This is a genomic window from Pseudoxanthomonas sp. J31 (assembly GCF_000510725.1).
Taxonomy (GTDB): Bacteria; Pseudomonadota; Gammaproteobacteria; order Xanthomonadales; family Xanthomonadaceae; genus Pseudoxanthomonas.
Genome location: NZ_AZNZ01000019.1, coordinates 1 through 23,827 on the forward strand (window position 1 = coordinate 1; position 23,827 = coordinate 23,827).

General features: G+C 73.0%; 20 protein-coding genes. 9 read left to right on the plus strand and 11 right to left on the minus strand.

The window, feature by feature from the left end:
* Positions 1 to 279 precede the first annotated feature (279 nt).
* Positions 280 to 1,995 (minus strand): M28 family metallopeptidase, encoded by a 1,716-nt coding sequence (locus PSEJ31_RS0113585; RefSeq protein ID WP_019397051.1) that lies wholly within the window; start codon positions 1,993 to 1,995, stop codon positions 280 to 282.
* A 73-nt stretch (positions 1,996 to 2,068) separates the two neighbouring features.
* The gene (locus PSEJ31_RS0113590; RefSeq protein WP_186828193.1) at positions 2,069 to 2,686 is read right to left on the minus strand and encodes a hypothetical protein; all 618 of its coding nucleotides are present in this window, start codon (positions 2,684 to 2,686) and stop codon (positions 2,069 to 2,071) included.
* A gap of 213 nt (positions 2,687 to 2,899) precedes the next feature.
* On the opposite strand from PSEJ31_RS0113590, the gene PSEJ31_RS0113595 reads away from it, so the two are divergent.
* On the plus strand, positions 2,900 to 4,111 hold the full coding sequence (locus PSEJ31_RS0113595; RefSeq protein ID WP_028915770.1) for a peptidoglycan DD-metalloendopeptidase family protein: 1,212 nt from the start codon (positions 2,900 to 2,902) through the stop codon (positions 4,109 to 4,111).
* 74 nt (positions 4,112 to 4,185) lie between these two features.
* Positions 4,186 to 5,583, plus strand: a complete 1,398-nt coding sequence (locus tag PSEJ31_RS16110; RefSeq protein WP_083852362.1) for a S41 family peptidase — start codon at positions 4,186 to 4,188, stop codon at positions 5,581 to 5,583.
* A 22-nt stretch (positions 5,584 to 5,605) separates the two neighbouring features.
* Here PSEJ31_RS16110 and PSEJ31_RS0113605 read toward each other — a convergent pair whose 3' ends face one another.
* Entirely contained in the window at positions 5,606 to 5,929 is a 324-nt protein-coding gene (locus PSEJ31_RS0113605) for a DUF1820 family protein (RefSeq protein WP_019397047.1), read from the minus strand.
* Between the two features lie 79 nt (positions 5,930 to 6,008).
* Positions 6,009 to 6,713, minus strand: coding sequence for a rhomboid family intramembrane serine protease (locus PSEJ31_RS0113610; protein WP_019397046.1), 705 nt, complete (start codon positions 6,711 to 6,713; stop codon positions 6,009 to 6,011).
* A gap of 218 nt (positions 6,714 to 6,931) precedes the next feature.
* Here PSEJ31_RS0113610 and PSEJ31_RS0113615 point away from each other — a divergent pair, with 218 nt between their 5' ends.
* Positions 6,932 to 8,380, plus strand: coding sequence for an outer membrane protein transport protein (locus tag PSEJ31_RS0113615; protein ID WP_028915771.1), 1,449 nt, complete (start codon positions 6,932 to 6,934; stop codon positions 8,378 to 8,380).
* 73 nt (positions 8,381 to 8,453) lie between these two features.
* Here the strand turns inward: PSEJ31_RS0113615 and PSEJ31_RS0113620 are convergent, their stop codons facing one another.
* From PSEJ31_RS0113620 to ttcA, 4 genes are all read right to left on the minus strand, one after another.
* Entirely contained in the window at positions 8,454 to 9,506 is a 1,053-nt protein-coding gene (locus PSEJ31_RS0113620; protein WP_028915772.1) for an SMP-30/gluconolactonase/LRE family protein, read from the minus strand.
* A gap of 76 nt (positions 9,507 to 9,582) precedes the next feature.
* Positions 9,583 to 10,368 carry a SprT family zinc-dependent metalloprotease gene (locus tag PSEJ31_RS0113625; RefSeq protein WP_028915773.1) on the minus strand — a complete coding sequence of 262 codons (786 nt, stop codon included), beginning with the start codon at positions 10,366 to 10,368 and terminating at the stop codon, positions 9,583 to 9,585.
* 52 nt (positions 10,369 to 10,420) lie between these two features.
* A complete protein-coding gene (locus PSEJ31_RS0113630; protein WP_019397042.1) occupies positions 10,421 to 11,326 on the minus strand; it encodes a recombination-associated protein RdgC in 906 nt (301 codons plus the stop codon).
* Positions 11,327 to 11,409: 83 nt separating this feature from the next.
* A complete protein-coding gene (ttcA, locus tag PSEJ31_RS0113635) occupies positions 11,410 to 12,330 on the minus strand; it encodes a tRNA 2-thiocytidine(32) synthetase TtcA (protein WP_028915774.1) in 921 nt (306 codons plus the stop codon).
* Positions 12,331 to 12,382: 52 nt separating this feature from the next.
* Here ttcA and PSEJ31_RS0113640 point away from each other — a divergent pair, with 52 nt between their 5' ends.
* On the plus strand, positions 12,383 to 12,586 hold the full coding sequence (locus PSEJ31_RS0113640) for a YdcH family protein (protein ID WP_019397040.1): 204 nt from the start codon (positions 12,383 to 12,385) through the stop codon (positions 12,584 to 12,586).
* Positions 12,587 to 12,602: 16 nt separating this feature from the next.
* Here PSEJ31_RS0113640 and PSEJ31_RS0113645 read toward each other — a convergent pair whose 3' ends face one another.
* A complete protein-coding gene (locus PSEJ31_RS0113645; RefSeq protein WP_084220879.1) occupies positions 12,603 to 15,314 on the minus strand; it encodes a tetratricopeptide repeat protein in 2,712 nt (903 codons plus the stop codon).
* 476 nt (positions 15,315 to 15,790) lie between these two features.
* Between PSEJ31_RS0113645 and PSEJ31_RS0113650 the strand changes: the two genes are divergently transcribed.
* The 5 genes from PSEJ31_RS0113650 to PSEJ31_RS16365 are packed head-to-tail and all read left to right on the plus strand — an operon-like array spanning position 15,791 to position 20,102.
* On the plus strand, positions 15,791 to 16,435 hold the full coding sequence (locus PSEJ31_RS0113650) for a penicillin-binding protein activator LpoB (RefSeq protein WP_232211031.1): 645 nt from the start codon (positions 15,791 to 15,793) through the stop codon (positions 16,433 to 16,435).
* Between the two features lie 58 nt (positions 16,436 to 16,493).
* Positions 16,494 to 16,970, plus strand: a complete 477-nt coding sequence (locus PSEJ31_RS0113655; protein WP_028915777.1) for a hypothetical protein — start codon at positions 16,494 to 16,496, stop codon at positions 16,968 to 16,970.
* Positions 16,971 to 16,981: 11 nt separating this feature from the next.
* Positions 16,982 to 17,824, plus strand: coding sequence for a hypothetical protein (locus PSEJ31_RS0113660; protein WP_028915778.1), 843 nt, complete (start codon positions 16,982 to 16,984; stop codon positions 17,822 to 17,824).
* Positions 17,821 to 19,128 (plus strand): hypothetical protein, encoded by a 1,308-nt coding sequence (locus tag PSEJ31_RS16115; protein ID WP_051403764.1) that lies wholly within the window; start codon positions 17,821 to 17,823, stop codon positions 19,126 to 19,128. The genes PSEJ31_RS0113660 and PSEJ31_RS16115 overlap by 4 nt, the downstream gene beginning before the upstream one ends.
* Before the next feature lie 20 nt (positions 19,129 to 19,148).
* Positions 19,149 to 20,102: a hypothetical protein gene (locus PSEJ31_RS16365; RefSeq protein WP_051403765.1), complete on the plus strand. Its 954-nt coding sequence runs from the start codon at positions 19,149 to 19,151 to the stop codon at positions 20,100 to 20,102.
* 91 nt (positions 20,103 to 20,193) lie between these two features.
* Here the strand turns inward: PSEJ31_RS16365 and plsB are convergent, their stop codons facing one another.
* Positions 20,194 to 22,827, minus strand: coding sequence for a glycerol-3-phosphate 1-O-acyltransferase PlsB (gene plsB / locus PSEJ31_RS0113675; protein WP_019397528.1), 2,634 nt, complete (start codon positions 22,825 to 22,827; stop codon positions 20,194 to 20,196).
* Between the two features lie 7 nt (positions 22,828 to 22,834).
* Positions 22,835 to 23,779 carry a hypothetical protein gene (locus PSEJ31_RS0113680; protein WP_019397527.1) on the minus strand — a complete coding sequence of 315 codons (945 nt, stop codon included), beginning with the start codon at positions 23,777 to 23,779 and terminating at the stop codon, positions 22,835 to 22,837.
* Positions 23,780 to 23,827 lie beyond the last annotated feature (48 nt).

Here is a 23,827-nt window from a genome sequence, read left to right on the forward strand (position 1 = left end):
GCCTCGACCGTGGCCCGGGTTGCGATTCGGGAGCGGTGATTCGTGGAGGGCGCGCCTGCGCCCCGGCTTCCCGGGCGGATGCCTGGCCCGGATAAGCGAAGCGTAGCGGGGGGCGTGCATGGGCGGCCCCTGTCCCGGATGCCGCCTGCCGCCTTGTCCGGGCTATGCACTGCGGCGGTGATTGGGGGCGGTGCCCATGCGCCCCGGCCCCAATCCCGAATCCCGAAAAAGAGGCCGGCCGCCTGCGCGACCGGCCTTTGTCCTGTACGCGCGAGCGGATCAGCGCGAGGCCATCGGCGGGCGGGCCTGCATCATGCGGTCGCGGGTGGCCTTGAACGGGTTGCCCTCGTACCAGTTGGGCCAGCGGTCGCCGGCGGCCAGTTCACGGCCCACGCCGTACAGCGCCTCCAGGTCCTCGACCACGCCGTCCAGGTTCCAGGACGGATCGAACTCGTCCGAGGGCTGGTGGTAGTTGCGCGCATAGGCCTCGGCCGCCTTCTTGCCCGCGGCCTTGCCACCCTCGCGCAGGTCGCCGCCACCCTTGGCGTACAGCGCCGGGACGCCGGCCTTGGCGAAGTTGAAGTGGTCGGAGCGGAAATAGAAGCCGCCCTGGACCGCGGCCTCGCCTTCCAGGCGGCGGCCCTGCATCGCCGCGATCGGCTTGAGGATGTCCTCCAGCTCCGAGCTGCCGATGCCGGTGACCACGAAGTCGCGCGAGCGCCCGGCCACGGACATCGCGTCCAGGTTGATCACGCCGGCGATCTTCTCCAGCGGGAAGGTCGGATGGGCGACGTAGTACTTGGAGCCCAGCAGGCCGGATTCCTCCAGGGTCACCGCCAGGAACACCACCGAGCGCTCCGGGCGCGGCTCCTGCTGGGCGAAGGCCTCGGCGATCTCGAGGATGCCGGCCACGCCGGTGGCGTTGTCCACCGCGCCGTTGTAGATGGTGTCGCCCTCGCCCTCGTGCTTGCCGAGGTGGTCCCAGTGGGCCATGTACAGCACCGCCTCGTCGGCGCGGCTGGCACCCGGCAGCACGCCGACCACGTTGCGCGAGGTCTTGCGGGTGGTGCTGCTGTTGAGATCCACCGACAGGCGCGCCTTCAGCGGCACCGGCTTGAAGCCGGGTCGGCTGGCGGCGCGGTATGCTTCGTCCAGGTCCAGGCCGGCGCTGGCGAACAACTGGCGGGCGACGTCGGCGGTGATCCAGCCCTGCACCGGCAGGCGCGGATCCGGATCGTCGCTGGAGGGCAGGTCGTACTGCGGGCCGGACCAGGAATTCTTCACCACGTCCCAGCCGTAGCTGGCGCCGGCGGTGTCGTGCACGATCAGGGCGGCGGCCGCGCCCTTGCGCGCGGCTTCCTCGAACTTGTAGGTCCAGCGGCCGTAGTAGGTCATCTTGCGGCCGTCGAACAGCTTCTCGTCGTTGACGTGGAAGCCCGGGTCGTTGACGAACATCACCACGGTCTTGCCGGTCCAGTCCTGGCCGGCGTAGTCGTTCCAGTCGCGCTCCGGCGCGTCCACGCCGTAGCCGACGAACACCATCTCGCTGTCGCGCACCGAGACCTGCGGCTCCCCGGTGCGGGTGCCGACCACCATGTCGGTGCCGAAGGCCAGGTCCATCGCGCCCCCGGAGGTCGTGATCGCCAGGCGGGTGGACGGATCGGCCGTGGTTTCCACCATCGGCACTTCCTGGAAGAAGCTGTCGCCGTTGCCCGGCTGCAGCCCGATGCGCTGCATCTGCGCGCGGATGTACTCGACCGTGCGCTCCTCGCCGGCCGAGCCCGGGCCGCGGCCCTCGAACTCGTCGGAGGCCAGGGTGCGGACCAGCTCGGCGAAGTCGGCGCCGGTAATCGCCGGCTCGAACGCGTGGTCCGAGGCGGGCGCGGGAACGGGAGCGACGGCGTCGGGCTTGGCGGCCGCGTCGTCGTCCTGCCTGCCGCAACCGGCCAGCAGGAGCGCGCCAACGGCGACGCCGATCAGGGGCTTGCGGAACATCGGAACTCCTCGCGGACAGCGGAAGCCCGATTCTAGGGCAAGCGTGCCGGGGTTGCCGGCACGCCGCGCGCGCTCAGTCCTCCGGCGCGGTGTCGGTGTCGAACACCACCGGCTCGGCGCCGGTGACCGGACCGGTGCGGGCACTGCGGTGCACGTACAGGCGCACCTCGCGCTCGAACTTCAGCGGGCCCTGGACCACCGCGCGCGGGCCGATCACCACCCGCGGCTTGCGCTTGGGCGCGGACTGGAACCAGCCGCTGCTGCGCTTGATGCTGAGGCTGCCGGACACCACCGAGCCGATGCCGACGGTGACGTCGCCGTTGACCGTCTCGATGTCGCCGCGCAGCTGGGTCTCGACCAGCCCGATGGCGCCGTTGACGGTCTCGATGTCGCCGGCCACGGTGCTGCCGCGGTCGACGAACACGCTGCCGTTGACGGTCTCGATGCCGCCGGAGGCCTGCACGTTGCGGCCGACGCGGATCGCGCCGTTGACCGTGTCCAGGCTGCCGACGCGGGCGTTGGCGCCGACCTTGATGCTGCCGTTGACGGTGCTGGCGTCGCCGGTCTGGGCGCCGTCGCCGATGCTGATGCTGCCGTTGACGGTGTCCAGCTCACCGTGGACGGTGCCGGCGGCGACCTCGATGCTGCCGTTGACCTTGCTGATGTCCTCGGCCGCCCAGGCCGCGGGCATGGCCAGCAGCAGGCAGAGGGCGATGGCGGGGAAGCGGGACTGGGCCATGGCGGGCCTCCTTTCACGTCTGTACGCGCCATGGGACCACGCTTGGCTACAATCCGCACCTGTCTGAAGTCACTGGATCTTCCAGGCGTGCCCCATCCGCGCGAGCGTCGCCAAGCCCCCGGGCCAGGACCCCAACGCAGCCGCGGCGCATGGCGCTGCCTGCCCATGGCCGCGGCGCTGGCGCTGGCCTGCGCCGGCCTGCTGCAGGCGCAGGAGCGGCGCGACCCGGGCACGGCCGAGCGCGAACTGCGCAAGGTGCGCGCCGAACTGCAGGAAATCGCGCGCGAGCGGCGCCGGCTGGAAGGCCAGCGTGGAGACGCCGCCACCCGCCTGCGCCGGGCCGAGGAACAGCTGGGCCGCACCGCGCGCGAACTGGCCGAGACCGAGGCCGCGCTGCAGCGCGAAACCGAGGCCCTGGCCGACCTGGAGCGGCGCCGCGACCAGCTGCGGGCCGGGCAGGAGCAGGGCCGCCGGCGCCTGGCCGAACTGCTGCGCGCGTCCTATGCGCTGGGCGGGCAGGCGCCGCTGAAGCTGCTGCTGTCGCAGGATCGCGCCGCCGATGCGCAGCGGGCGCTGGCCTACCACCGCTATGCCCAGCGCGAGCACGCGCGCCAGGTGCAGGCGCTGTCGGCCTCGCTGGCGGAACTGGCCACGGTGGAGGAAGGCATCGCCCAGCGCCGTGCCGAGCTGGAGGCGCTGCGCGCCAGCCAGCAGGAAACCCTGGCCGCGCTGCGCCGCGACCGCGGCCAGCGCGCTGCGCTGCTGGCCGAGCTGGACAGCCGCTACCAGGACCGCCAGGCGCGCGAGAAAGCCCTGGGCCAGGATGCCAAGGCGCTGGAGCAGCTGCTGAAGAACCTGCGCGCGGCCGCGGCGCGGGCGGCGGCGGAAAAGCGCGCCGCCGAGCAGCGTGCGCGCGAGCAGGCACGGCAGTCGGCGCAGCGCGGCGAGGCGGCCAAGCCGCGCGGCCCGGTCGCGGCCGCCGCGCCGCCGCCCAAGGTGGGCGGCCTGGGCTGGCCGGCCAGCGGCGACCTGCTGGCGCGCTTCGGCGGCAAGCTGCCGGACGGACGCACCAGCAACGGCGTGCTGATCGGCGCCGCCGCCGGCGCGCCGGTGACCGCGGTGGCCGACGGCACCGTGGTGTTCTCCGAGTGGATGACCGGCTACGGCCTGATCCTGATCATCGACCACGGCAATGGCTACATGAGCCTGTACGCGCACAACGACACCCTGCTGCGCGACGTGGGCGCGCGCGTGCGCAAGGGCGAGCAGGTGGCGCGGGTCGGCAGTTCCGGCGGCCATGGCCGGCCGGCGCTGTACTTCGAACTGCGCCGCGACGGCAAGCCGGTGGACCCGTCGGCCTGGCTGCAGCGCCGCTGAGGGTTCAAGCGGCATTTACAGCGCGCTGCAGCATAATCGGGCTGCGCGCACCGTCCGCGCGCGTGGAGTCGTCGATGCGTCCAGCCCCCGCCGTCCTGTCCCTGTTGCTGCTGCTTGCCGCCTCGCCCGCCGTCCCGGCCCAGGAGGCGGCCGAGCCGGCGCCGCCGACGCAACCGCAGGACGCGCCCGCGCCCGCGGATCCGGCGCAGGACGCCGACGCCCCGGTGCCGGCGGCCGACGATCCGGACGCGGCCGACCCCAGCGGCTCGAGGATCCCGCTGGCGGAGATCCAGCGCTACGTCGCGGTGTACCGCGCGATCAAGGAGGCCTACGTCGACCCGGTCGACGACCGCTTCCTGATGCAGTCGGCGATCGAGGGCCTGCTGATGGACCTGGACCCGCACAGCGCCTACCTGGACAAGGCCGAGTCCGATTCCTTCGACGAGCAGACCACCGGCGCCTACGAGGGCATCGGCGTGGAGCTGCAGCAGCAGCAGGACCGCACGCTGAAGGTGGTGGCGCCGATCGACGGCACCCCCGCCGCGCGCGCGGGCGTGCTGGCCGGCGACGTGATCGTGGCCATCGACGGCAAGCCGATCGCCCAGGTCGAGGGCAGCGAACCGCTGCGCGGCCCGGCCGGCAGCAAGGTCACCATCACCATCCTGCGCGAGGGCCGCGAGCGGCCGTTCGACATCGAGATCCAGCGCGAGACCATCCGCGTCACCAGCGTGCGCAGCCGCATGCTGGAGCCCGGCTACGGCTACGTGCGCCTGAGCACCTTCCAGGCCGATACCGGCGCCGATTTCCGCAAGCACCTGGACGAACTGCAGGCCAAGGCCGGCGGCAGGCTGCGCGGCCTGGTGCTGGACCTGCGCAGCAATCCCGGCGGCCTGCTGACCGCGGCGGTGCAGGTGGCCGACGAGCTGCTCGACAGCGGCGCCATCGTCAGCACCCGCGGCCGGGTGCCGGCCAGCGACACCCGCTTCGACGCCACCGCCGGCGACCGCCTCGGCGGCGCGCCGGTGGTGGTGCTGGTGGACGCCGGTTCGGCCAGCGCCGCCGAGGTCCTGGCCGGCGCGCTGCGCGACAACGGCCGCGCCCGCGTGGTCGGCAGCCGCACCTTCGGCAAGGGCTCGGTGCAGACCCTGCTGCCGCTGGGCAACGGCGATTCGGTCAAGCTGACCACCGCACGCTACTACACCCCCAGCGGGCGCTCGATCCAGGCCAGCGGCATCGTCCCGGACGTGGAACTGCAGCCGGACCCGAAGCTCACCGGCAGCGACGCGCCGGCGACCGTGGCCGGCACCGTCAGCGAGGCGGCGCTGCCGGGCCACCTGCGCGGCGACGAGGAAGAGGACGAGGGCTACCGCGCCGGCTCGCCGCTGCCCGGCGACGCGCCGATTGCCGCGGCACTGGCGGAACTGAAGAGGCTGGCGGCCACCGCGGCCGTGCCGGGCCCGCGGCGCGACTGAGCGCCGCCGGCCGCGCGCGGCTTCAGCGGTTGGGCTTGGCCGGCAGCGGGAACGGGGTCACCACCTTCTCGCCGGTGGCCGCGTCGCGGATCGCCGACTGGCCCTTCCGCTCCACTTCCTCGACCCGGACGATGCTCTGCATCGGCAGGTGCAGGACCTTGGTGTTGCCGAACTCGTCGCGCAGGCGCTCCTCGGTCGGGTCCACGACCAGGCCCTCGTGCACGTCGAACACCAGCTCGCCCACCTCGGTGAAGCCCCACAGGGCGCTGCTGCCCACGTGGCGGGCATAGAGCTCGTAGACCTTTCCGTGGTTGAGGAAGGTGATCTTGTAGAGCGGCTTGGCCATTGGACTGGATCGATCGTCGAGGGTGGTCCGGGACGGGCTGCAGGATGGGGACGGCCGCGGCGTTTCCAAGGCCCGCCGCTCAATAGCCCTTCTGCCGGCGCATGCGCCGGGCGATGCCGGCGCGCACCACCAGGGCGAACAGCACCCCGAACAGGAAGCCGGCCACGTGCGCGGCCCAGGCCACCGCGCCGAAGGCCGGGCCGATGTAGGCGAACACCACCTGCAGCGCGGCCCAGATGCCGATCAGCAGGAACGCCGGGGCGCGCACGAATTCCAGGAACAGGCCCAGTGGCAGCACCACGCCCAGGCGCGCGCCGGGGAACAGCGCCAGGTAGGCGCCGATCACCGCCGAGACCGCGCCGCTGGCGCCGATCACCGCGCGGTGCGGATCGTCGATCACCACCACCGCGGCCAGGTTGGCGATCGCGCCGCCAGCCAGGAACAGCGCCAGGAAGCGCCAAGGCCCCATCGCGCGCTCGGCCGGCAGGCCGAAGATCAGCAGGAACACCAGGTTGCCCAGCAGGTGGGCCCAGTCCGCGTGCAGGAACAGCGCGGTGAACAGGCGCAATACGCTGCCGTCCTGCAGCGCCGCGATCCATGCGCCCCAGGATGGATCGCCGCTGCCCAGGCCCCGCCCCAGCGCGCCCCAGGCCAGCCACAGGCTGCGCCGCGCCTCGTCCGGACGCCCCAGCATCCACAGGAACGCCAGCCACAGCGCAGCGAACAACAGCGGCGCCGCCCAGCGCGGCGGAGGTTTGCGGCGGGAGGGGAGCGAAACGAACATGCGCGCAACTATCGCCCATCAGCGGCCAGCGTGTCCGCTGCAGTGCGGCATGTTTTGCGGCAGTGCAGCGTTATTTTCGGGTTAAAGGCGTGCTTATATTCCAGTACGGCGTCGTATGTCGGGAGGGGGTATCCGACGATGGCGGGCCCGGGAGGGGCTTCGCCACCGGCGCTGGCGACAACAACAACAGACCAACGTCTTTCCGGAGAAAGCGCAACATGCATTACGCCCACAGCTACACCCGCCTTTCCGTGCTGGCCCTCGGCATCGCCGGCGCGCTGGCCTGCGGCCACGCCCACGCCGCTGCGTTCCAGCTGAAGGAGAACAGCGCCAAGGGCCTGGGTCGCGCCTTCGCCGGCTCGACCAGCGCCTGGGGCGACGCTTCGGTGGTCGCCACCAACCCGGCCTCGATGCGCCTGATCGGCGGCCGCCAGTTCCAGGCCGACCTGGCCGCGATCAGCTTCTCGGCCGACTTCCAGAAGGAAGAGGCCCGCCACGCCGGCGCCGGCGGCATCGGCACCGGCGGCAACGTGTCCGGCGGCAACGGCGGCGACGCCGGCATGATCGCCCCGGTCCCGGCGGCCTATTTCCACGTGCCGTTCGGCGAGAACGAGAACATGCACTTCGGCATCTCGCTGCAGGTGCCGTTCGGCTTCAAGACCGAGTACGACTCCGACTGGGTCGGCCGCTACCACGGCATCAAGACCGACCTGAAGGCGATCGACCTGGGCGCCTCGTTCTCGTACGACGTCAACCCGTACGTGTCCTTCGGCGCCAGCGTGTTCGTCGAGCACCTGACCATCGAGCTGAGCAGCGCGATCGACTTCGGCACCGCGATCAGCGTCCAGGCCCAGCAGCAGGCCGCCGCGCTGGCCCTGGCCAACGGCGCCACCCCGGCCCAGGCCGCCGCCGTCGCGCAGGACATCGCCCTGCAGCTGGGTGGCCAGGGCGTGGCCCCGGGCCTGGCCGACGGCCGCATGACCATCTCCGGCGACAACAACGCCATCGGCTACGTGCTGGGCACCACGCTCAGCCCGAGCGAGAACACCAACATCGCCTTCAGCTACCGCTCCAAGGTCAAGCACAAGATCACCGGCGGCGATGCCGAGTTCCTGCGTCCGTCCAACCCGGTCGCCAACGGCCTGCTGCCGACCGACCAGTACGTCAACACCTCCGGCCGCGCCACCGTGACCCTGCCGGCCTCGGCCAGCGTCAGCATCACCCACAAGGCCAACGAGCAGTGGACGGTGATGGCCGACATCAGCCGCACCGCCTGGGCCCCGGCGTTCGACCGCGTGACCGTGGACTTCGCCTCGGCGCAGGAGGACGCGCAGCTGGAGTTCGGCTACGACGACACCACCTTCGTGTCCCTGGGCGCCGAGTACCGCCTGTCCCCGACCGTCACCCTGCGTGGCGGCGTGGCCTACGACGAGACCCCGACCACCGACGCCCACCGCGACGTGCGCGTGCCGGACGTGACCCGCAAGTGGCTGTCGTTCGGCATCGGCTGGACCCCGTCGGAGAAGGTGGAATACAACTTCGGCTACACCCACCTGTTCACCACCGACCCGTCGATCAGCCTGGTCTCGCCGACCGGCAGCACCCTCAAGGGCAAGTACGACGTCGGCGGCGACATCCTGGCCGCCTCGATCAACTACAAGTTCTGATCCAGGCACCACGGCGCAACAAGAAGCCCCCGCATCCGCGGGGGCTTTTCTTTTGTGCCGATGCCGCGGCGGCTCAGTAGGGCAGGCCGGCCACGTCCAGCTCGAGCGACCACACCGCGCCGGCGCCGGTGATGTACAGGGTGCGGCGCTGCGGGCCGCCGAAGGCGGCATTGGTGACGTTGGCGTCGACCTTGATCGTGGCCAGGTCCTCGCCCGCCGGCGACAGCACGCGCACGCGCCGGCGCTCGTGCTCGGTCAGGTAGATGTTGCCCAGGCAGTCGATCGCCAGGCCGTCGGGCACGTGGGTGCGGGCCAGGTCGCGGCCCGGCCCCGGCTGCCCGGCCGCGTCCAGCGGGTAGGCGCGCAGCACGCCCTGCTCCCCGCCGCCGGCCACGTACAGGGTGCGGCCGTCCGGCGCCAGGGCGATGCCGTTGGGGTTGGCGATGCTGTCGTCCACCACCGACACCCGGCCGTCGCTGCCCACCCGGTACACGCGGGTCTTCGGCTGCCCGCCGGGCGCGGCCGCGCGCTGGAAGTCCGGGTCGGTGAACCAGATCGTGCCGTCGCTGCCGATCACCAGGTCGTTGGGCGAGTTGAACGGCTGGCCCTCGAACTCGCCGACGATGCGCATGCGCGAGCCGTCGGCCGGGTCGTAGCGCGACAGTTCCTTGCGGTCGTGGGTGGCGGCCACGAGCGCGCCGTCGCTGCCCAGGGCCAGGCCATTGCTGCCGCTGTCCTCGATGACGGTCTGCATGCTGCCATCGGCGCCCAGGCGGCGGATGCGCGAGGGGAAGCCCTCGCTGAAGCGGAAGTCGGAGAAATACAGCGCCTCGCCGTTCCAGACCGGGCCTTCGTACAGGCCGTTGGCGCCATCGCCGTTGGCGGCAGGAATGCGCTGCGCCACCAGTTCGCCGGAGGGCGCGGTGCCGGGCTCGCCGCTGCAGTACGGGTTGTGCGTGGCGGCGGTGGCCGGCGCATCCGCATCGGCATCCACGGCCGGGGCCTGCGCATCCGCGGCGGTGGACGGGGCCGGATCGGCGGGCGTGGCCTCCTCGCCGCGTTGGCAGGCGCCCAGCAGCAGCGCCAGAACGGCGGCGGAAAGGATGGTACGGGTCGGCTGGATCATGGCGGCTCCGGGGTGGACGTCCGCTGCATCCTAGCCGGCCGCGGGCGGGCCCGGGATCGGCGGCGTATGGAGGCGCTCAGCCGAGCAGGCCGCGCAGGCGCGCCTTCAGCCGGCGGCCCTCGCGGTGGAAGTACTCGCGTTCGGCGCGCCAGGCGGGGAAGCGCCGTTCCACCTCGCGCCAGAACGCGGGCGAGTGGTTGGCCTGGATGAGGTGGCACAGCTCATGGACCAGCACGTACTCGAACGCCGAGGGACGCCCCAGTACCAGCGCCAGGTCCAGGGCCATGCTGCCGTCCGGGGCCAGCGAGCCCCACAGCGAGGACAGGACCTTCAGCCGGATCGCGCGCGGCGCGCGCGGCAGCCCGGGCAGGTAGGCCGGCAGCCAGCGGCCGATGTCGGCGCGCGCCTCGGCCTCGTAGAACGCGCGCAGGGCGCGGGCCAGCGACGCCGCCGACGGCGCACGCGGCGGCAGCTGCACGTGGACGCCATCCTCGCGGCGTTCGATGCGCAAGTAGCGGCCCTCGCCCCACAGCAGCGGCACGTCCTGCCCGCGCAGCGGCAGGGTGGTGCTGGTCCACGGTTGCAGCGGCGCGCAGCCCTCCGCCGGCTGGTGCCGCTCCAGCTGCGACTGCAGCCAGTGCCGGTGCTCGTGCAGGAAGCGCTCGCCGGACACCAGGCTGGCGCGCAGCGGCAGGGTCAGGCGCGGGCCGCGTTCGTCGATGCTCAGCTTCAGCCGGCGCGCGCGCGGATCGCGCACGCGCTGCACGGTGATGCTGCGGCCGTCCTCCAGCGCCAGCTCGACCGTGTCGCGTTCCACGCGTTGCGGGACGCGGGCGACCAGGTGGCGGGACAGGGCAGGCATGGGCCGATTCTACGCCGGTGGCTGCGGTTGCCCGCGGCCGCCGGGCAGCCGCTCAGGCCTCGGCCTTGGAGATCTTCAGCGCCGATTCCAGTACCAGGAACAGGCGCCGCGCCTCGCCGGCCATCAGCGCGAAGCGCGCGTCCAGCTCGGCGCGCAGGTCGTCGCGCTCGGTGCTTTCCAGCTGGTCGACCGCGCCTTCCAGGAACTTCAGCTTGCGCACGATCAGGTCCTCGCCGAGCACGAAGGACAGGTGGTCGTCGAGGTTGAGCGCCAGCTTGGTCACCTGCTTGCCGGCCTCCAGGTGCTTGGCGATCTCGTCGCTGATCAGCTCCTGGTTCTGCGCCTTGACCACCGCGCCGCCGTCCATCGCGTCCTTCAGCTCGCATTCCTCGCCCAGGCTGAGCCCTTCCGGCAGCGGCTCGCCGGCGATCCAGCCGGTGAGCACGCTGCGCGGGGCCACTTCCGCATTGGGCGGGATCGCCGGGAAGCTGCCCAGGGCGCGGCGGATCTCCGAGGCCACCGTCTCGGCGGTCTTGCGCGAGGAGCTGTCCACGGCGAGGAAGCCGTGCTCCAGGTCCAGCAGGGCGTCGGTGCGCGAGGACTTCACGAAGGCGCGCGGCAGCAGCTCGTGCAGGAGGTCGTCCTTGAGCCGCTTGCGCGCCTTGCCGCCGAGCTTGCGGCCCTCCTTCTCCTCGATCTCGGCCACCTTCTGCGCCAGCAGGTCGTTGACCACCGAGCCGGGCAGGATCTTGTTCTCGCTGCCCACCGCCAGCCAGATCGCGTTGCCCACGCGGTGCGACAGCGCCTCCTCGCCGCGGCCGAAGGGCGGGATGAAGCCGGTGGAGTTCAGTTCCAGCGGACCGACCGGGCGCAGCGCGGCTTCCGGCAGCAGTTCGTCGAGCTGGGAGAAATCGTGGGAGGTGGGGAAGCGGAAGAAGGTCAGGTTGCGGAAGAACATGCGGTTGCTCGGTGCGTGACGGCGGCGCGGGCGCGCGCCGTGCAGGAGATCAGGAGGCGGTCGCAAGCACTGCGACCGCGAGGTCAGGTTGCCGCGGACGGCGGCTCGGCTGCGGCCTCGCCGTGCGGCTCGCCGGCCAGCCAGGCGTGGGCGTCGGCGCGGGCCGCGCCCTCGCGGTGGCCCAGGGAGGCGAAGTCGAACAGCTTCGGGTCGGCCAGCTGCGAGGGACGGATGTCGGCCATGGCGCGGGCGATCTGCTCGATCCGGCCCGGGTGCTCCTTCTCCCACTGTTTGAGCATCAGCCCGACCTGGCGGCGCTGCAGGTTCTCCTGGCTGCCGCACAGGTTGCAGGGAATGATCGGGAACTGGCGCGCGGCCGCGTACTGCACGATGTCCTCCTCGCGCACGTAGGCCAGCGGCCGGATCACCACGTGGCGGCCGTCGTCGGACAGCAGCTTGGGTGGCATGCCCGAGATCTTGGCGTGGTGGAACAGGTTCATGAAGAACGTGGCCACCATGTCGTCGCGGTGGTGGCCCAGCGCGATCTTGGTGAAGCCGTGCTCGGCCGCGTAGGAGTACAGCGCGCCGCGGCGCAGGCGCGAGCACAGCGAGCACATGGTCTTGCCCTCGGGCACCACGCGCGTGACCACCGAGTAGGTGTCCTGCTCGATGATGTGGAACGGCACGCCGATCGAGCGCAGGTATTCGGGCAGCACGTGCTCGGGGAAGCCCGGCTGCTTCTGGTCCAGGTTCACCGCCACCAGCTCGAACCGCACCGGCGCCTTCTTCTGCAGCTGCAGCAGGATGTCCAGCAGGGTGTAGCTGTCCTTGCCGCCGGACAGGCAGACCATCACCTTGTCGCCGTCCTCGATCATGGCGTAGTCGGCGATCGCCTGGCCGACCTGGCGGCGCAGGCGCTTGGCCAGCTTGGCCTGTTCGCGCTGGGCCGCGCGCGGGTCGGTGCGGCGCGGGGCCGGTTCGGGCAGGGGCAGGACGGCGTTCATAGGACCGCCATTCTACCTTCGGGCGCCCGCCTGCCCGCGCTATGCTTGGGCGGTGGACACGACCAGCCCGTCCGAACTGGCCCTGAAACTGGCGGAACTGCGCCAGCAGCACCGCGCGCTGGACGAACGCATCGCGCAGCTGGCGGCCAACGCCGGCGACGAGCTGGAGGCCAAGCGGCTGAAGAAGCGCAAGCTGCAGCTGAAGGACTGCATCGCCCGGCTGGAAAGCATGCTGATCCCGGACGAGCCGGCCTGAGAGCGCGGCGGCGGGCTCAGGGCGCGGCCGCGAACGCGGCGCGGGTCGCCTCCAGGTGCTGCAGGCGCGGGTCGCCGGGCGCGTAGTAGCGGGCGAGGCTGTCGCGGCAGGCGGCGGCGCCTTCCATGGCCAGGGCCGCGTCGCCGCGGCGCCGCGCCCATTCGCTGCGCAGGCAGCGCGCCTCGCCGCGCAGCGGGTGCGGGTCGGGCAGTTCCTGCGCCAGTTCCTCCTCGAACAGCTCCAGCAGTTCGCCGGCGCGCTCCAGTTCGTCCAGGGCCAGGGCCACCCGGCTCCAGCGCAGCGTGCGCCAGGCACTGCTGCGCGCGCGTGCCTGCGCCGGGTCGTTGCGGCGCGGCACCGCGGCCAGCGCGGCGCGTGCCTGTTCGGTGCGCCCGGCCATGGCGTCGGCCCAGGCCAGGCTGGCGGCGATCCGCTGCTGCTGCGCGTGCTCCGGCGGCAGCCGATCCTGCCAGGCCTGGCGGATCCGCTGCAGGATCGCGCTGGCCTCGTCCCACTGCCCGCGCAGCAGCCGGATCTCGGCGCGCCAGGCGTCCGGCATCTGGGTCTCGATCTGCTCCTCGCCCTGGGTGCGGGCGAACACCTCGTGCGCGCGCTGCAGCAGGGCGTCGGCGCGCTCGTACTCGCCGGTTTCCACCAGCACGCTGCCCAGCGAGTTGTAGGCCCAGCCCAGCCAGGAGCTGTCCTCGCCCATGGCCTTGGCCACCTGCAGCAGCTGCCCGAAGTGTTCGCGCGCGGCCACATAGTCGCCCAGTGCGCGCGCCGACAGGCCCAGCGCCCAGTGCAGCTCGCCGCGCAGGCGCGGGTCGGTGCCGAGGGCGTCCTGCTCCAGCAGCGGCTGCAGCAGCTGCCGGCTTTCCTGGTGGCGGCCCTGCTCGCTGCGCAGCTGGCCGAGCTTGAGCGTGGCCAGGTGGCGCGCGCCGGGGCCGGCGCGGCGCGCGTGCTCCAGCGCACTGGCGCAGGCTTCCTCGGCCTGGGCCAGGTGGCCGCCGATGCGGTGCACGTCGCACAGGGTGGTCTCGACCTGGACCAGGCCGGCGGGGTCGCCGGCGCCGCTGGCCAGGGCGTAGGTGCGCGCCTTCTCCAGGTGGGTGATGGCGCGGTCGTGGGCGTCCTGGGCGAAATAGATGTTGCCGAGCATGCCGTGCACCGCCGCCGCCGCCAGCGGGTCGCCGTGCAGGCGTGCGTCCACCCGCGCGGCGGCGCGGTCCACCGCGGCGCGGATGCCGCCGCCGGCGGCCCCGCTGCTGCGGCTGTCGTAGGGATCGGCCTGGCCGAGGATGTCGCCGGTCACGAAGGCGAGCATCGCCTCGCGTTGGGCGGTGGCGGTCTCGGCCTGCTGCCGGCGCTGTTCGGTCTTCAGGTACATCGCCCCGGTGGCCAGCAGGGCCACACCGAGGACTGCGGTCAGGCCGGCGCCAAGGCGGCGCCGGCGCAGTTCGCGGCGCCGGCGCCAGGCCTGCAGCCGCGCCTGCAGCGCCTGTTCCCGGGCCTGGCGGCGGGCCGCGCGGCGCGGCTCCAGCCCGCGCAGGCGGGCGGCCAGGCTGCGCGCGTCCAGGCTGCGCTGCTGCGGGTCGATCGCCGCGGCCAGGGCGATGTCCTCGCGCAGCAGCGGATCGGCGATGCGCGCCTCCCAGCCGGGCCCGAGCGCGCCGCGCAGGTCGCCGCCCAGCAGCTGGAACACCAGCACGCCCAGGGCGTAGACGTCCGAGCGCAGGGTCGCGGCCTCGCCGGCCACCACTTCCGGGGCGATGTACAGCAGGCTGCCGGCGGCGGGGGAATGCGGCGCGGCCGCGCCCATGGTCAGGCCCAGGGTCGGGGCGATGCCTTCCAGCTGCGGCGACAGCACCGCCTCGCCGGCGCCGAGATCGGCCAGCACCACCCGCAGGCGGCCGTCGGCCTCGACCGGGTACAGGTTCTCGGGCTTGAGGTCGCGGTGGATGATGCCGAGGTCGTGGATCGCCGCCACTGCCTCGCACAGGGCCACGCACAGGGCCAGGCGGGTGGCCTCGTCCAGTGTGGCCAGGCCGCCGCGGGCGCGGATCCAGTCGTGCAGGTTGCCCCCGGGGAAGTAGGGCAGTTCCAGCCAGCAAGGCGGCTCCTCCAGGTTCCAGCCCAGCACCGGGGCCACGCAGTCCTGGCCGGGCAGGGCCTGGGCGATGTAGCGGGACAGCGCGATCTCGCGGCGCAGGCCGCGCAGGCCGGCCTCGTCGCGGGCCAGCTTCAGTACCCGTTCGCCGTGGGTGGGCGAGTGGGCCAGGAAGGTCACGCCGGTGCTGCCCTCGCCCAGGCGGCGCAGCAGGGTCCAGGCGGCCTCGCCCGGCAGGGTCTGGCCCGCCGCGGGCAGGGCAGTGCTGGGGACGGGCGCCGGGGCGCCGGAAGGTTCGAAGCGGGCCGGGCACGCCAGGCGGTAGCCGTAGCCGTGCACGGCGCGGACCTCGGCGGCGCCGTCCAGCGCCGCGCGCAGGCGGCTGACGGCCTTGGCCAGCGAGTTCTCGGCGACCACGCGCCCGGGCCAGCCGGCCTCCAGCAGTTCGTCCTTGGTGACCACCTCGCCGGCGTGGCGCAGCAGGTGGCGCAGGACCTGCAGGCTGCTGCGGTCCAGCGCGCGCGCGCTGCCCGCCACCCGCAGGTGGCCGTCGGTCTCATGCAGCTCGGCCTGGCCGAACCGCCAGACGCCCGGCACCGGCCTGTGTCCTCCCTGCTGCATGCGTCCTCGCCCCCCCGGCGGCTGTAACTGCCTGTTGCTACGGCAGGCTGCGGCGCCACTTTAGCGGTCCGGTCACAACTTTTCAGGATTTTTCCGCGTCCGGCAAAGACGCCCCGGGCCCTGCACGGCAAGGTGGCCACCACGCGGGCGGCATCCGGCAGCCCGGCCCGGGACGCAGGTGGGCTGGGGGGAGCCATCGGCGGGGGCAGGTTCCGGGGCCGCGGGGGGGGGGGGGGCGGGCCCGGAACAGCGGACAGGGAGGTCCAGGGAGCGGCGCCGGCGCGAAGGAACGCGCCGGCGCCGCGCCTTGTCCGCGGTCCGGCGGGCAGGGTCCGCGGCGGTCAGAACTTTTCAAAAGTTTTCAGCCCCCTGGAATGAATCCGGCCGCACCGCCGCCTAGAACACCGTCCTGGGGGGCGTGCAGAGGGGCCGCTTCCCGAATACAGGGGTAAAGAACAATGCCGTGGAAGCACCACATGCGCGCCACTGCCTGCGCGCTGGCCGGCCTGCTGCTGGCCGCCTCCACCGTCGCCGACGCCCGCGAGCGCCGGCCCCGGCTGGAGAATCGCGGCGGCGTGCCCGCCCGTGACCTGGACCCGTCGGAGAAGGGGCTGGTGACCGGGGTGGGCATCGAGAGCCAGGACATCCAGGCAATGACCAACCAGATGGCGCGGGACCTGATCGCCAGCGGGTTCCTGGGCCGCTTCAGCACTCCGCCGCGGGTCCTGATCGACGAGCAGGAATTCCGCAACGAGGGCTCGCAGATCATCAACCGGCGCATGATCACCCAGCGCCTGCTGGTGGAGCTCAACCGCGCCGCGCAGGGCAAGATCACCTTCGTCGGCCAGCGCTACGCCGGCATGGTGGCCCGCCAGCGCGACCTCAAGCGCGAGGGCGTCACCGACACCGGCACCACCGGCCTGACCCAGGGCCAGGCCGGCGTCGACTTCTTCCTCGGCGGGGCAATCATGACCCTCGACAGCCGCGACCCCCGCACCGGCGTGGTCCAGCGCCTGAACCAGATCGCGTTCGAGCTGGTGGACGCGGAGACCGGCGAGCTGGCCTGGACCGGCATGTACGAGTTCCAGCGCGCCGCGGCCGAGGACGTGATCTACCGCTGAGCCGCGCCATCCCACCGTCCATGGCCCGGCCCCGGGCCAGCGTGTACCGGAGATCCCGATGAAGAATGCCCTTGCTGCCGCCGTGCTCGTGGCCGTGGTGGCCACGGCCGGCTGTTCGACCCCCGCCGCGCGCCCGCAGGCGGTGCTGGAGTGCGACTACAAGGCGCTCACGCGCAACGCGCCCAGCGGCGGCCCGGCGCTGACCGCGGTTGCCTACGGCTCGGTCAAGGACATCCCGGCCGACGCCGTGCTGATGAGCGACGAGCGCCTGTTCCGCAGCGTGATCGTGCAGCACCTGAGCACCAGCACCACGCCCGGCGGCACGGTCCAGGTGACCGCGCGCCTGGCCAACTGCACCGCCGGCCCGCTGGGCGTGCGCGCCCGGGTCGCGTTCCTCGACTCGAACATGGCCCCGGTGGAAGCGGTCTCGGCCTGGCGCCCGGTGTTCCTGCCGCACGGCGGCATGGCCGTGTACCAGGAGTCGTCGCTGTCGCCGAAGGCCACCCACTACTACATCGAGCTGGCACCGAACTGAGCGGAGGCGACATGCACAAGGCAGTCCTTGCACTGCTGGGCGTGGCACTGGTGCCGCTGCCCGCAGCGGCGCAGTGGCGCGAGCCAGCGCCGGCGCCCGGCTACCGTGCCGGCCAGCCGGTGGTGCTGGGCCCGGCGGCCGCGCCGGAAACCGCCGAGGCCCTGCCGTGGGAGGCGCTGCGCCAGCAGCTCGGCAAGCGCAACCGGGTGATGCTGTTCTGGGAGGCGGAGCTGGAAGGCGAGGTCGCCACCCGCTACCGCGAGGTGGAAACCCTCGACCGTCACGGCCACGCCGCGGTGACCCGCAGCGAGGGCGTGGACCGCGACCGCTACGGCCACGTCGGCACCAGCGTGGCCGGTGCCGATGCCGGCATGCACCAGCGCAGCGAACGCTTCCTCGAGGCCGAGGCGCCGGCGGCGCCGCGGGTTGAGGGCGAATCGCGGCAGATCCGCGCGCATTTCATGGAGCAGCTGCGCCAAGGCGGCGTGCGCTTCATCGACCGCGCCCTGGCCACCCGCCTGGCGGGCGCGGCGGTGGAGGGCGAGCGCCCCAACGTGCACGCGATCGAGACCCGCGCCCTGGCCGGCCATGCCGACTACCTGCTGCAGGTGACCTCGGCCGTCGACCTGCAGTCCGCGTCCGGGCGCGCCTTCCACGTGGTGCTGCTGGACGTGGCCGACGGCGGCACCGTGCTGGAGTTCCAGACCCAGGCCGCGCCGCCGGCCGCCGCGCCGGGGCGCTACGTGGCCACGGCCAATGGTTTCGAACGCCAGGCCGCGGCTGCGCCCGGCCTGGCAGACGTCGCCCGGGTGCTGGCGCTGGAGACCGCGCGGCGCATGCAGGGGGCGCTGTGAGCGGCCGCACCCGTCCGCCTCCGCTGGCGGCGGCGCTCGCGCTCGCCCTGGCCCTGGCCCTGCCGGCGCAGGCCCAGGTGCCGGGCCTGCCTGCCGCCCTGCAGCCGTACTACGAGGCCTTGCTTGCCGACGGCGAGTGGGGCGCGGTGCTGAACCTGCAGCGCATGGGCCTGGAAGCCATCGACCAGGGCCAGCCGGAGGTGGCGGCAACCGCGTTCGACGCGGCGATCGAACGGATCGAACTGGTCTACGCCGACTCGCAGGCGGCGAAGAAGGCACGTTCGCTGTGGTCGTCCGAAGGGGTCAAGGACTTCAAGGGCGAGCCCTACGAGCGGGCGATGGCCTACTACTACCGCGGCCTGCTGTTCCTGGCCGAGGGCGACTACGGCAACGCCCGCGCCGCGTTCCGCGCCGCCGAGTACCAGGACACGGTGGCCGAGCAGGAGGAGTACGCCGGCGACTTCGGCCTGATGTCGCTGCTGGCCGGCTGGGCCTCGCAATGCGAGGGCGACGCCGCCATGGCCGCGGAGTTCTACGGGCGCGCCGCCGCGCAGCAGCCGCAGGGCCTGCAGCCGCCCGCGCCCGGTGCCGACACCCTGGTGCTGGTCGAATCCGGCGGTGCGCCGGTGAAGGCGGCCACCGGCGGCTACGGCGAGGCGCTGCAGCTGAAGCCGGGCGACAACCCGTTCGTGGCGGTGCGCATGGGCGGCCAGGAACTGGCGGCGCTGGGCGACGTCGGCTGGCAGGCGCGCACCCGCGGCGGACGCATGATCGACGTGGTGCTCGACGGCAAGGCCAGCTTCCGCGAGGGCGCGGAGACCGTGGGCTCGGCCGGCGTGTCGCTGGGCGCGCAGGTGGCCGCGTTCGCGCCGGGCGACGACAGCCTGGCGGTGGCCGGTGCGCTGGCGGTGGTCGGCGTAGCGGCCACGCTGATCGGCGGCGCGGTCAAGGCCAAGGCCGACATCCGCGCCTGGGACAACCTGCCGGACCGCATCTACGGCGGCTTCGTCGCCGGCGGTGCGCGGCCGTTGCCGCCGGTCAGCGAAGCCGAGGGCGACGGCGAGCAGTGGCCGATCGAGGCGCCGGTGATCGACCGCCGTGCAGGCGCCTGCCGGCTGGTGCTGTACCGCACGCGCGAGCCGGCGACCCTGCGCGCGCAGGCGGTGTCCAACCTGTCCGAACCGGAGCGCCGCAAGCTGCTCAAGCGCAACGAGCAGCGCGACCGCGCCTTCCGCAGCCAGATGGCCGCGCTGTTCGCCGCCGCGCCGGGCGAGGCGGCGGAACCACCGGGCCCGGGGGAATGACCATGCCAACAGCGGTATCCGTGATCACCGCTGCCCTGTTGTGGGCAGGCCTGGCGCTGCCGGCTGCGGCGCAGGAAGCCACGCAGGAGACCGCGCAGGAGGTTGCGCAGGACGAGTCCGGTGCCGATCCCGCGGTATGGGGACCCTACGCGCAATGGGTCGGCCGCACCTTCGAGCGCCAGGGCAGCAGCGAGTACGGCGCCCACCGGATCACCATCGCCTGGGAGGAGCCGGGCAAGGTCATGGTCGAGACCGGCTACCTCGTGGACGGGAAGCGTTGGTACACGTACACGGTGGTGGCCGGCAAGCAGCCAGCCACGCTCACCGTGGACCCGAAGCCTGGTCCCAAAGGGGCCTGGAACATCGTCGACGCGGAGAACCTGGAGTCGAACAAGCGGTTCGGCTACCAGACCACCCGCCGCGTCACCGGTGCGCAGACGTTCGAGGAGGCGACGCTCCGGAGCGGCGGAGTGGTGGACCAGCGGGTGTACCTGGACATCGCCTCGGCGCAGTACCAGGCAGTGCAGGAGGCCAAGGCCGTGGAGGAGGCGCGCAAGCGCGCCGAGGCGGTCGCCGCGCGGCGCGCGGCCGGCGTGCCGGCGGTGGAATCGGTGCCGGTGCCGGCCGAGCGGGTGCTGGCCTACCAGGAGCCGCTGCGCGGCGGTTCGGGCATGTTGCGGGTGACCCGCGGCAAGACCTGGGGCGACGGCATCTGCTACCTGGCCGTGTACATCAACGACCGCCTGGCCGCGCGCATGGTCGGCGGCGAGACGGCCACCTTCCGGGTCCCTGCCGGCGAGCTGCGCATCGGCGTCGGCGGCGACCCGGCCGGACGCGGCACCTGCTCCATGGGGCGCGGCGGCGTGGTCGAGCACCTCACCCCGCTGGGCAAGGGCGAGGCCCTGCACGTGTACTACCAGCTCGACAGCGGCCTGCACTTCAGCGAGGCGCTGCTGGACCCGGCCGCGCCCTGAGCGGCGCGCGGTCCCCCGGATCCCGGAGGAGGGGGTGGCGTCCCGCGAAGGACCGCGGGCGCCGCTTTTTCTGCCGCGGTCCGGCGCCGGCTTACTCGGCCGGCGCCGCTTCCGCTTCGGCTGGCCGCGCCGCTTCCGGGCTCACCCGCTCGATGGTGTGGCGCAGCTCGCGGCCCAGGATCAGCTTGGCGTCCTTGGCCCACACGTCCAGGCGCTCGTCGAACACCAGCTTGCTGTTCTGGTCCGGCCACACCAGCTTCATCTCGCGCAGCTTCTGGATGAAGCCGCGGAACAGGCTCTTGTCGAAGAATTCCGGCGCCGCCGGCGCGTAAAGCAGGCTCAGGCGCTGCGCCGCCAGCTGGCACAGGCTCTCCAGCTCGGCCGCGCCGAGCGTGCCGGGGCCGTTCTTCACCAGCACCGAGATGGCGATGTAGTAGCGCTCGAACGCCTGCTGCAGGGTGTGGCCGATCGCGCGCAGGCGGAACACCTCGTCGCTCTGGCCCGGGCTGCGCTGCAGCACGCCGCCGTCCTCGTCGTTGACCAGCTGCAGCAGGCCCTCGCGCACGAACACGTCGGCGATGCGGTCCACGCGCTCGGCGAAGCCGTCCTCGTCCCAGGGCAGGAACAGCTCGGCCTGCAGGAACGGGTACAGGGTGCGGCCCAGCCGCACCAGGGTGCGCCGGCTCATGCGCCGGTTGTGCTGGAAGCAGCAGGCGATCCAGGACGAGGCGGTGAACAGGTGGGCGACGTTGTTGCGGAAGTACGACAGCAGCACCGCGGTGTCGTCGTCCACGCTCAGCACGTCGCCCAGCGGGTGCGGGATGCGCCGCAGCACGCCGATCTCCTCGCCGTGGGCGATGATCTCCTCCGGCGTGTGCGGGGTCACCGTGGTGCGGTCCGAATACGGCAGCTCCGCCAGCAGGGTCTTGGACAGGGCGATCTGCGCCAGCAGGTCGCGCTCGCCCATGGCGTGCTTGGGCGTGGACAGCAGCGCCAGGGCCAGCAGGTTGATCGGGTTGACGTCGGCGGCCTCGTTGATGCGCACCTGGATGCGCTGGGCGAGGGCGTCCACGGTCTCGGCCAGCCACGCCGGCTTCTCGTCCTCCGGCAGCGGGCGGCCGTCCCATTCCGGGGCGTGGCTGGACAGCACCTCGCCCAGCCGGATCGGCTCGCCGAAGTTCACCACCACCTGGCCGTAGTTGCTGCGCAGCACCTTGGGGATGCCCATCAGCAGCTGCCAGATCGATTCCTTCTCCTTGGGCTTGCCCGACAGCTCGTCCAGGTAGCTGTTGCCCTCCATCAGCTTCTCGTAGCCGATGTACACCGGCTGGAACAGCACCGGGCGGGTGGGCTGGCGCAGGTAGGCGCGCACGGTCATGGCGATCATGCCGCCCTTGGGCTGCAGCAGGCGGCCGGTGCGCGAGCGCCCACCCTCGATGAAGTACTCCAGCGAGTAGCCGCCGGACACCAGCTGCGCCACGTATTCGGTGAACACCGCCGAGTACAGCGGGTTGCCGCGGAAGCTGCGGCGCATGAAGAACGCGCCGCCCTTGCGCAGGATGGTGCCGACCACCGGCAGGTTGAGGTTGATGCCGGCGGCGATGTGCGGCGGGACGATGCCGCGCTCGTACAGCAGGTACGACAGCAGCAGGTAGTCCATGTGGCTGCGGTGGCAGGGCACGTACACCACCTCGTGGCCCGGGGCGACCTCCTTCAGGCGGTCCAGGTGGTGCACCAGCACGCCGCGGTAGATCTTGTTCCACACCGGGGTGAGGATGACGCTGGCCGAGCGCACCACCGGGTGCGAGTAGTCGGCCGCGATCTCCCAGGCGTAGGCGTGCGCCTTCTTCCAGGCCTCGGCCACGGTGGTGCTGTCGCGCCGGGCCTGGTCGGCGATCGCCTCGCGCACGGTTTCGGCCGCCAGCACCTTGTCCACCAGCAGGCGCCGGGTGGACAGGTCCGGGCCGATCACCGCGGCGCGGATGCGGCGGAAGTGCGCGCGCAGCACGCGCTGCAGCTTGCGCACGGTGCGCTCCGGCGGCAGGCCCTCGGCCACGGTCTCGCGCAGCGACACCGGCTCGGCGAAGCGCACCAGGGTGTCGCGGCCATTGAGCAGCAGCGCCAGCAGGCGGCGGAAGCGGCCAACGATCGCCCAGTTCTCCGAGAACAGCACCGAGAACCAGCCGCTGTGCCGGTCCGGGGCGCGGCCGACGAAGATCGACACCGGCACCAGGCGCACGTCCAGTGCCGGGTCGTCGCGGTGCGCCTGGAGCAGGCGCGCCAGCGAGTCCGAATGGGTGCGCGCGGCCGGGCGCTGGTCCGGGATCAGCGGGGTGACGCTGCGCCGGGACAGGGCCACGTAGGCGCGGCGGCGGCCCAGCGGGTCGCCCGGCAGCGGCACCAGCGGCGAGGGCAGGCCGGCCTGGCGGCAGGCCTTGTCCAGGATCAGGGCGTTGGACAGGCCGTAGTCCTCCAGCACGTAGCACACCGGGCGCGGGTCGTCCTGCGGCTGCTGTGCCGGCTCCAGCTTCAGGTCCAGCCACGGGTCGACCACCCAACCGAGCAGGCGCGCCCACAGCGGCCGCCGCGCGGCCACGGGGCGGGGGGCGATCGGCTGGCGCGGCGGCTCGCCGGACGGCGTGGCGCCGCCGGAATCGGCGGGCGCGGGCGTGGCCGGGTCGTCGGTGGCAGGCCCCGGGAAGGGCAGGGGATTCTGTTCTGGCATTGGGCGATTATCGCCCACCCGGGTCCGCGGCCGCTTCCGGGGGCTCGGGCAAGGCCTCGGCCGGGGTGGCCGCGGCCAGCACCCGGGCGGCTTCCTCCAGGTAGCCGTCCAGGTACCAGTGGCCGCCAAGCCGGGTCAGGCGCAGGGTGGTGTCGATCTCGCGCCCGGCCAGCGGGTAGTGCAGGCGCACGGTGGCGTGGTCGCCCCGTTCCTCGACCAGGCCGGTGCGCAGGTCGGTGAGGCTGTGGTCCAGGTCCAGGCCGTAGTCGGCGGTGGTCGCCTTCACCGCGGCCAGGAACGGCCCCAGCCGGCGCAGGCTGTCCTCCATGCCGGCCTGGCGCAGGTCCTCCTCGCTGGCCAGCCCGGTCTGGCGCGCCGCCGCGGCCAGCCGCTCGATCGCCGCGTGGCCGAGCCGCGGATCGCCCAGCGGCGCCTGTCCGGCCCAGGCGCCCAGCGCCTCCACCGTCTGCACGTAATGGGCCCGTTCCTCGTCGCTGTAATGCGCCTGCTGGCGCAGGTACTGCACGCCGAACAGGGACAGCGAGCGGGCGGCGTCGCGCAGGGCGGTGTCCTGGCCGGCCAGCTGCCGGTCGAAGCGCCGGCGCAGGTCGGCTTCGGCGCCCGGCTCGGCCAGGGTCGCCAGCAGCGAGGGCAGTTGGTCGTCCAGCGGCAGCTCGGTCAGCGGCCAGCGGCTGCGGTCCTCGCGCCAGGCCGCGGCCAGGGCGGCATGGGTTTGCGGGGGCAGGGCGTCGCGCGCGAACGCCACCAGGTCGTTGCGCTGCAGGTGGCCGGCCAGCTGGCGCACGGCGCCGGCCGGTTCGCTGGCGGCGCCGGGCAGTTCCGCGGGCGCGCCCGGGTCCGGGCGGCAGGCGGCCAGCAACAGCAGCATGGCCGGCAGCAGCAGGCGCAGGCGCGCGCGCAGCGTGGATCGGGCGAGGCGCGATCGTTGCATGAGTCTGGTCCTGGGGCCCCGGGCGTCGAGTGTGGCCGCTGCCGGGGC

Excerpts from the sequence above, each read along its gene's own strand:
- PSEJ31_RS0113605 (WP_019397047.1), bottom strand. The coding sequence starts at position 5,929 with ATGGCCAAGCCGCTCTACAAGATCACCTTCCTCAACCACGGAAAGGTC.
- PSEJ31_RS0113680 (WP_019397527.1), bottom strand. The coding sequence starts at position 23,779 with ATGCAACGATCGCGCCTCGCCCGATCCACGCTGCGCGCGCGCCTGCGC.
- PSEJ31_RS0113585 (WP_019397051.1), bottom strand. The coding sequence starts at position 1,995 with ATGTTCCGCAAGCCCCTGATCGGCGTCGCCGTTGGCGCGCTCCTGCTG.
- PSEJ31_RS0113660 (WP_028915778.1), top strand. The coding sequence starts at position 16,982 with ATGCACAAGGCAGTCCTTGCACTGCTGGGCGTGGCACTGGTGCCGCTG.
- PSEJ31_RS0113650 (WP_232211031.1), top strand. The coding sequence starts at position 15,791 with ATGCGCGCCACTGCCTGCGCGCTGGCCGGCCTGCTGCTGGCCGCCTCC.
- PSEJ31_RS0113625 (WP_028915773.1), bottom strand. The coding sequence starts at position 10,368 with ATGCCTGCCCTGTCCCGCCACCTGGTCGCCCGCGTCCCGCAACGCGTG.
- PSEJ31_RS0113590 (WP_186828193.1), bottom strand. The coding sequence starts at position 2,686 with ATGCCCGCGGCCTGGGCGGCCGAGGACATCAGCAAGGTCAACGGCAGC.
- PSEJ31_RS16110 (WP_083852362.1), top strand. The coding sequence starts at position 4,186 with ATGCGTCCAGCCCCCGCCGTCCTGTCCCTGTTGCTGCTGCTTGCCGCC.
- PSEJ31_RS0113610 (WP_019397046.1), bottom strand. The coding sequence starts at position 6,713 with ATGTTCGTTTCGCTCCCCTCCCGCCGCAAACCTCCGCCGCGCTGGGCG.
- PSEJ31_RS0113630 (WP_019397042.1), bottom strand. The coding sequence starts at position 11,326 with ATGTTCTTCCGCAACCTGACCTTCTTCCGCTTCCCCACCTCCCACGAT.
- PSEJ31_RS0113645 (WP_084220879.1), bottom strand. The coding sequence starts at position 15,314 with ATGCAGCAGGGAGGACACAGGCCGGTGCCGGGCGTCTGGCGGTTCGGC.
- PSEJ31_RS0113620 (WP_028915772.1), bottom strand. The coding sequence starts at position 9,506 with ATGATCCAGCCGACCCGTACCATCCTTTCCGCCGCCGTTCTGGCGCTG.
- ttcA (WP_028915774.1), bottom strand. The coding sequence starts at position 12,330 with ATGAACGCCGTCCTGCCCCTGCCCGAACCGGCCCCGCGCCGCACCGAC.
- PSEJ31_RS0113615 (WP_028915771.1), top strand. The coding sequence starts at position 6,932 with ATGCATTACGCCCACAGCTACACCCGCCTTTCCGTGCTGGCCCTCGGC.
- PSEJ31_RS0113655 (WP_028915777.1), top strand. The coding sequence starts at position 16,494 with ATGAAGAATGCCCTTGCTGCCGCCGTGCTCGTGGCCGTGGTGGCCACG.
- PSEJ31_RS0113595 (WP_028915770.1), top strand. The coding sequence starts at position 2,900 with ATGGCCGCGGCGCTGGCGCTGGCCTGCGCCGGCCTGCTGCAGGCGCAG.
- plsB (WP_019397528.1), bottom strand. The coding sequence starts at position 22,827 with ATGCCAGAACAGAATCCCCTGCCCTTCCCGGGGCCTGCCACCGACGAC.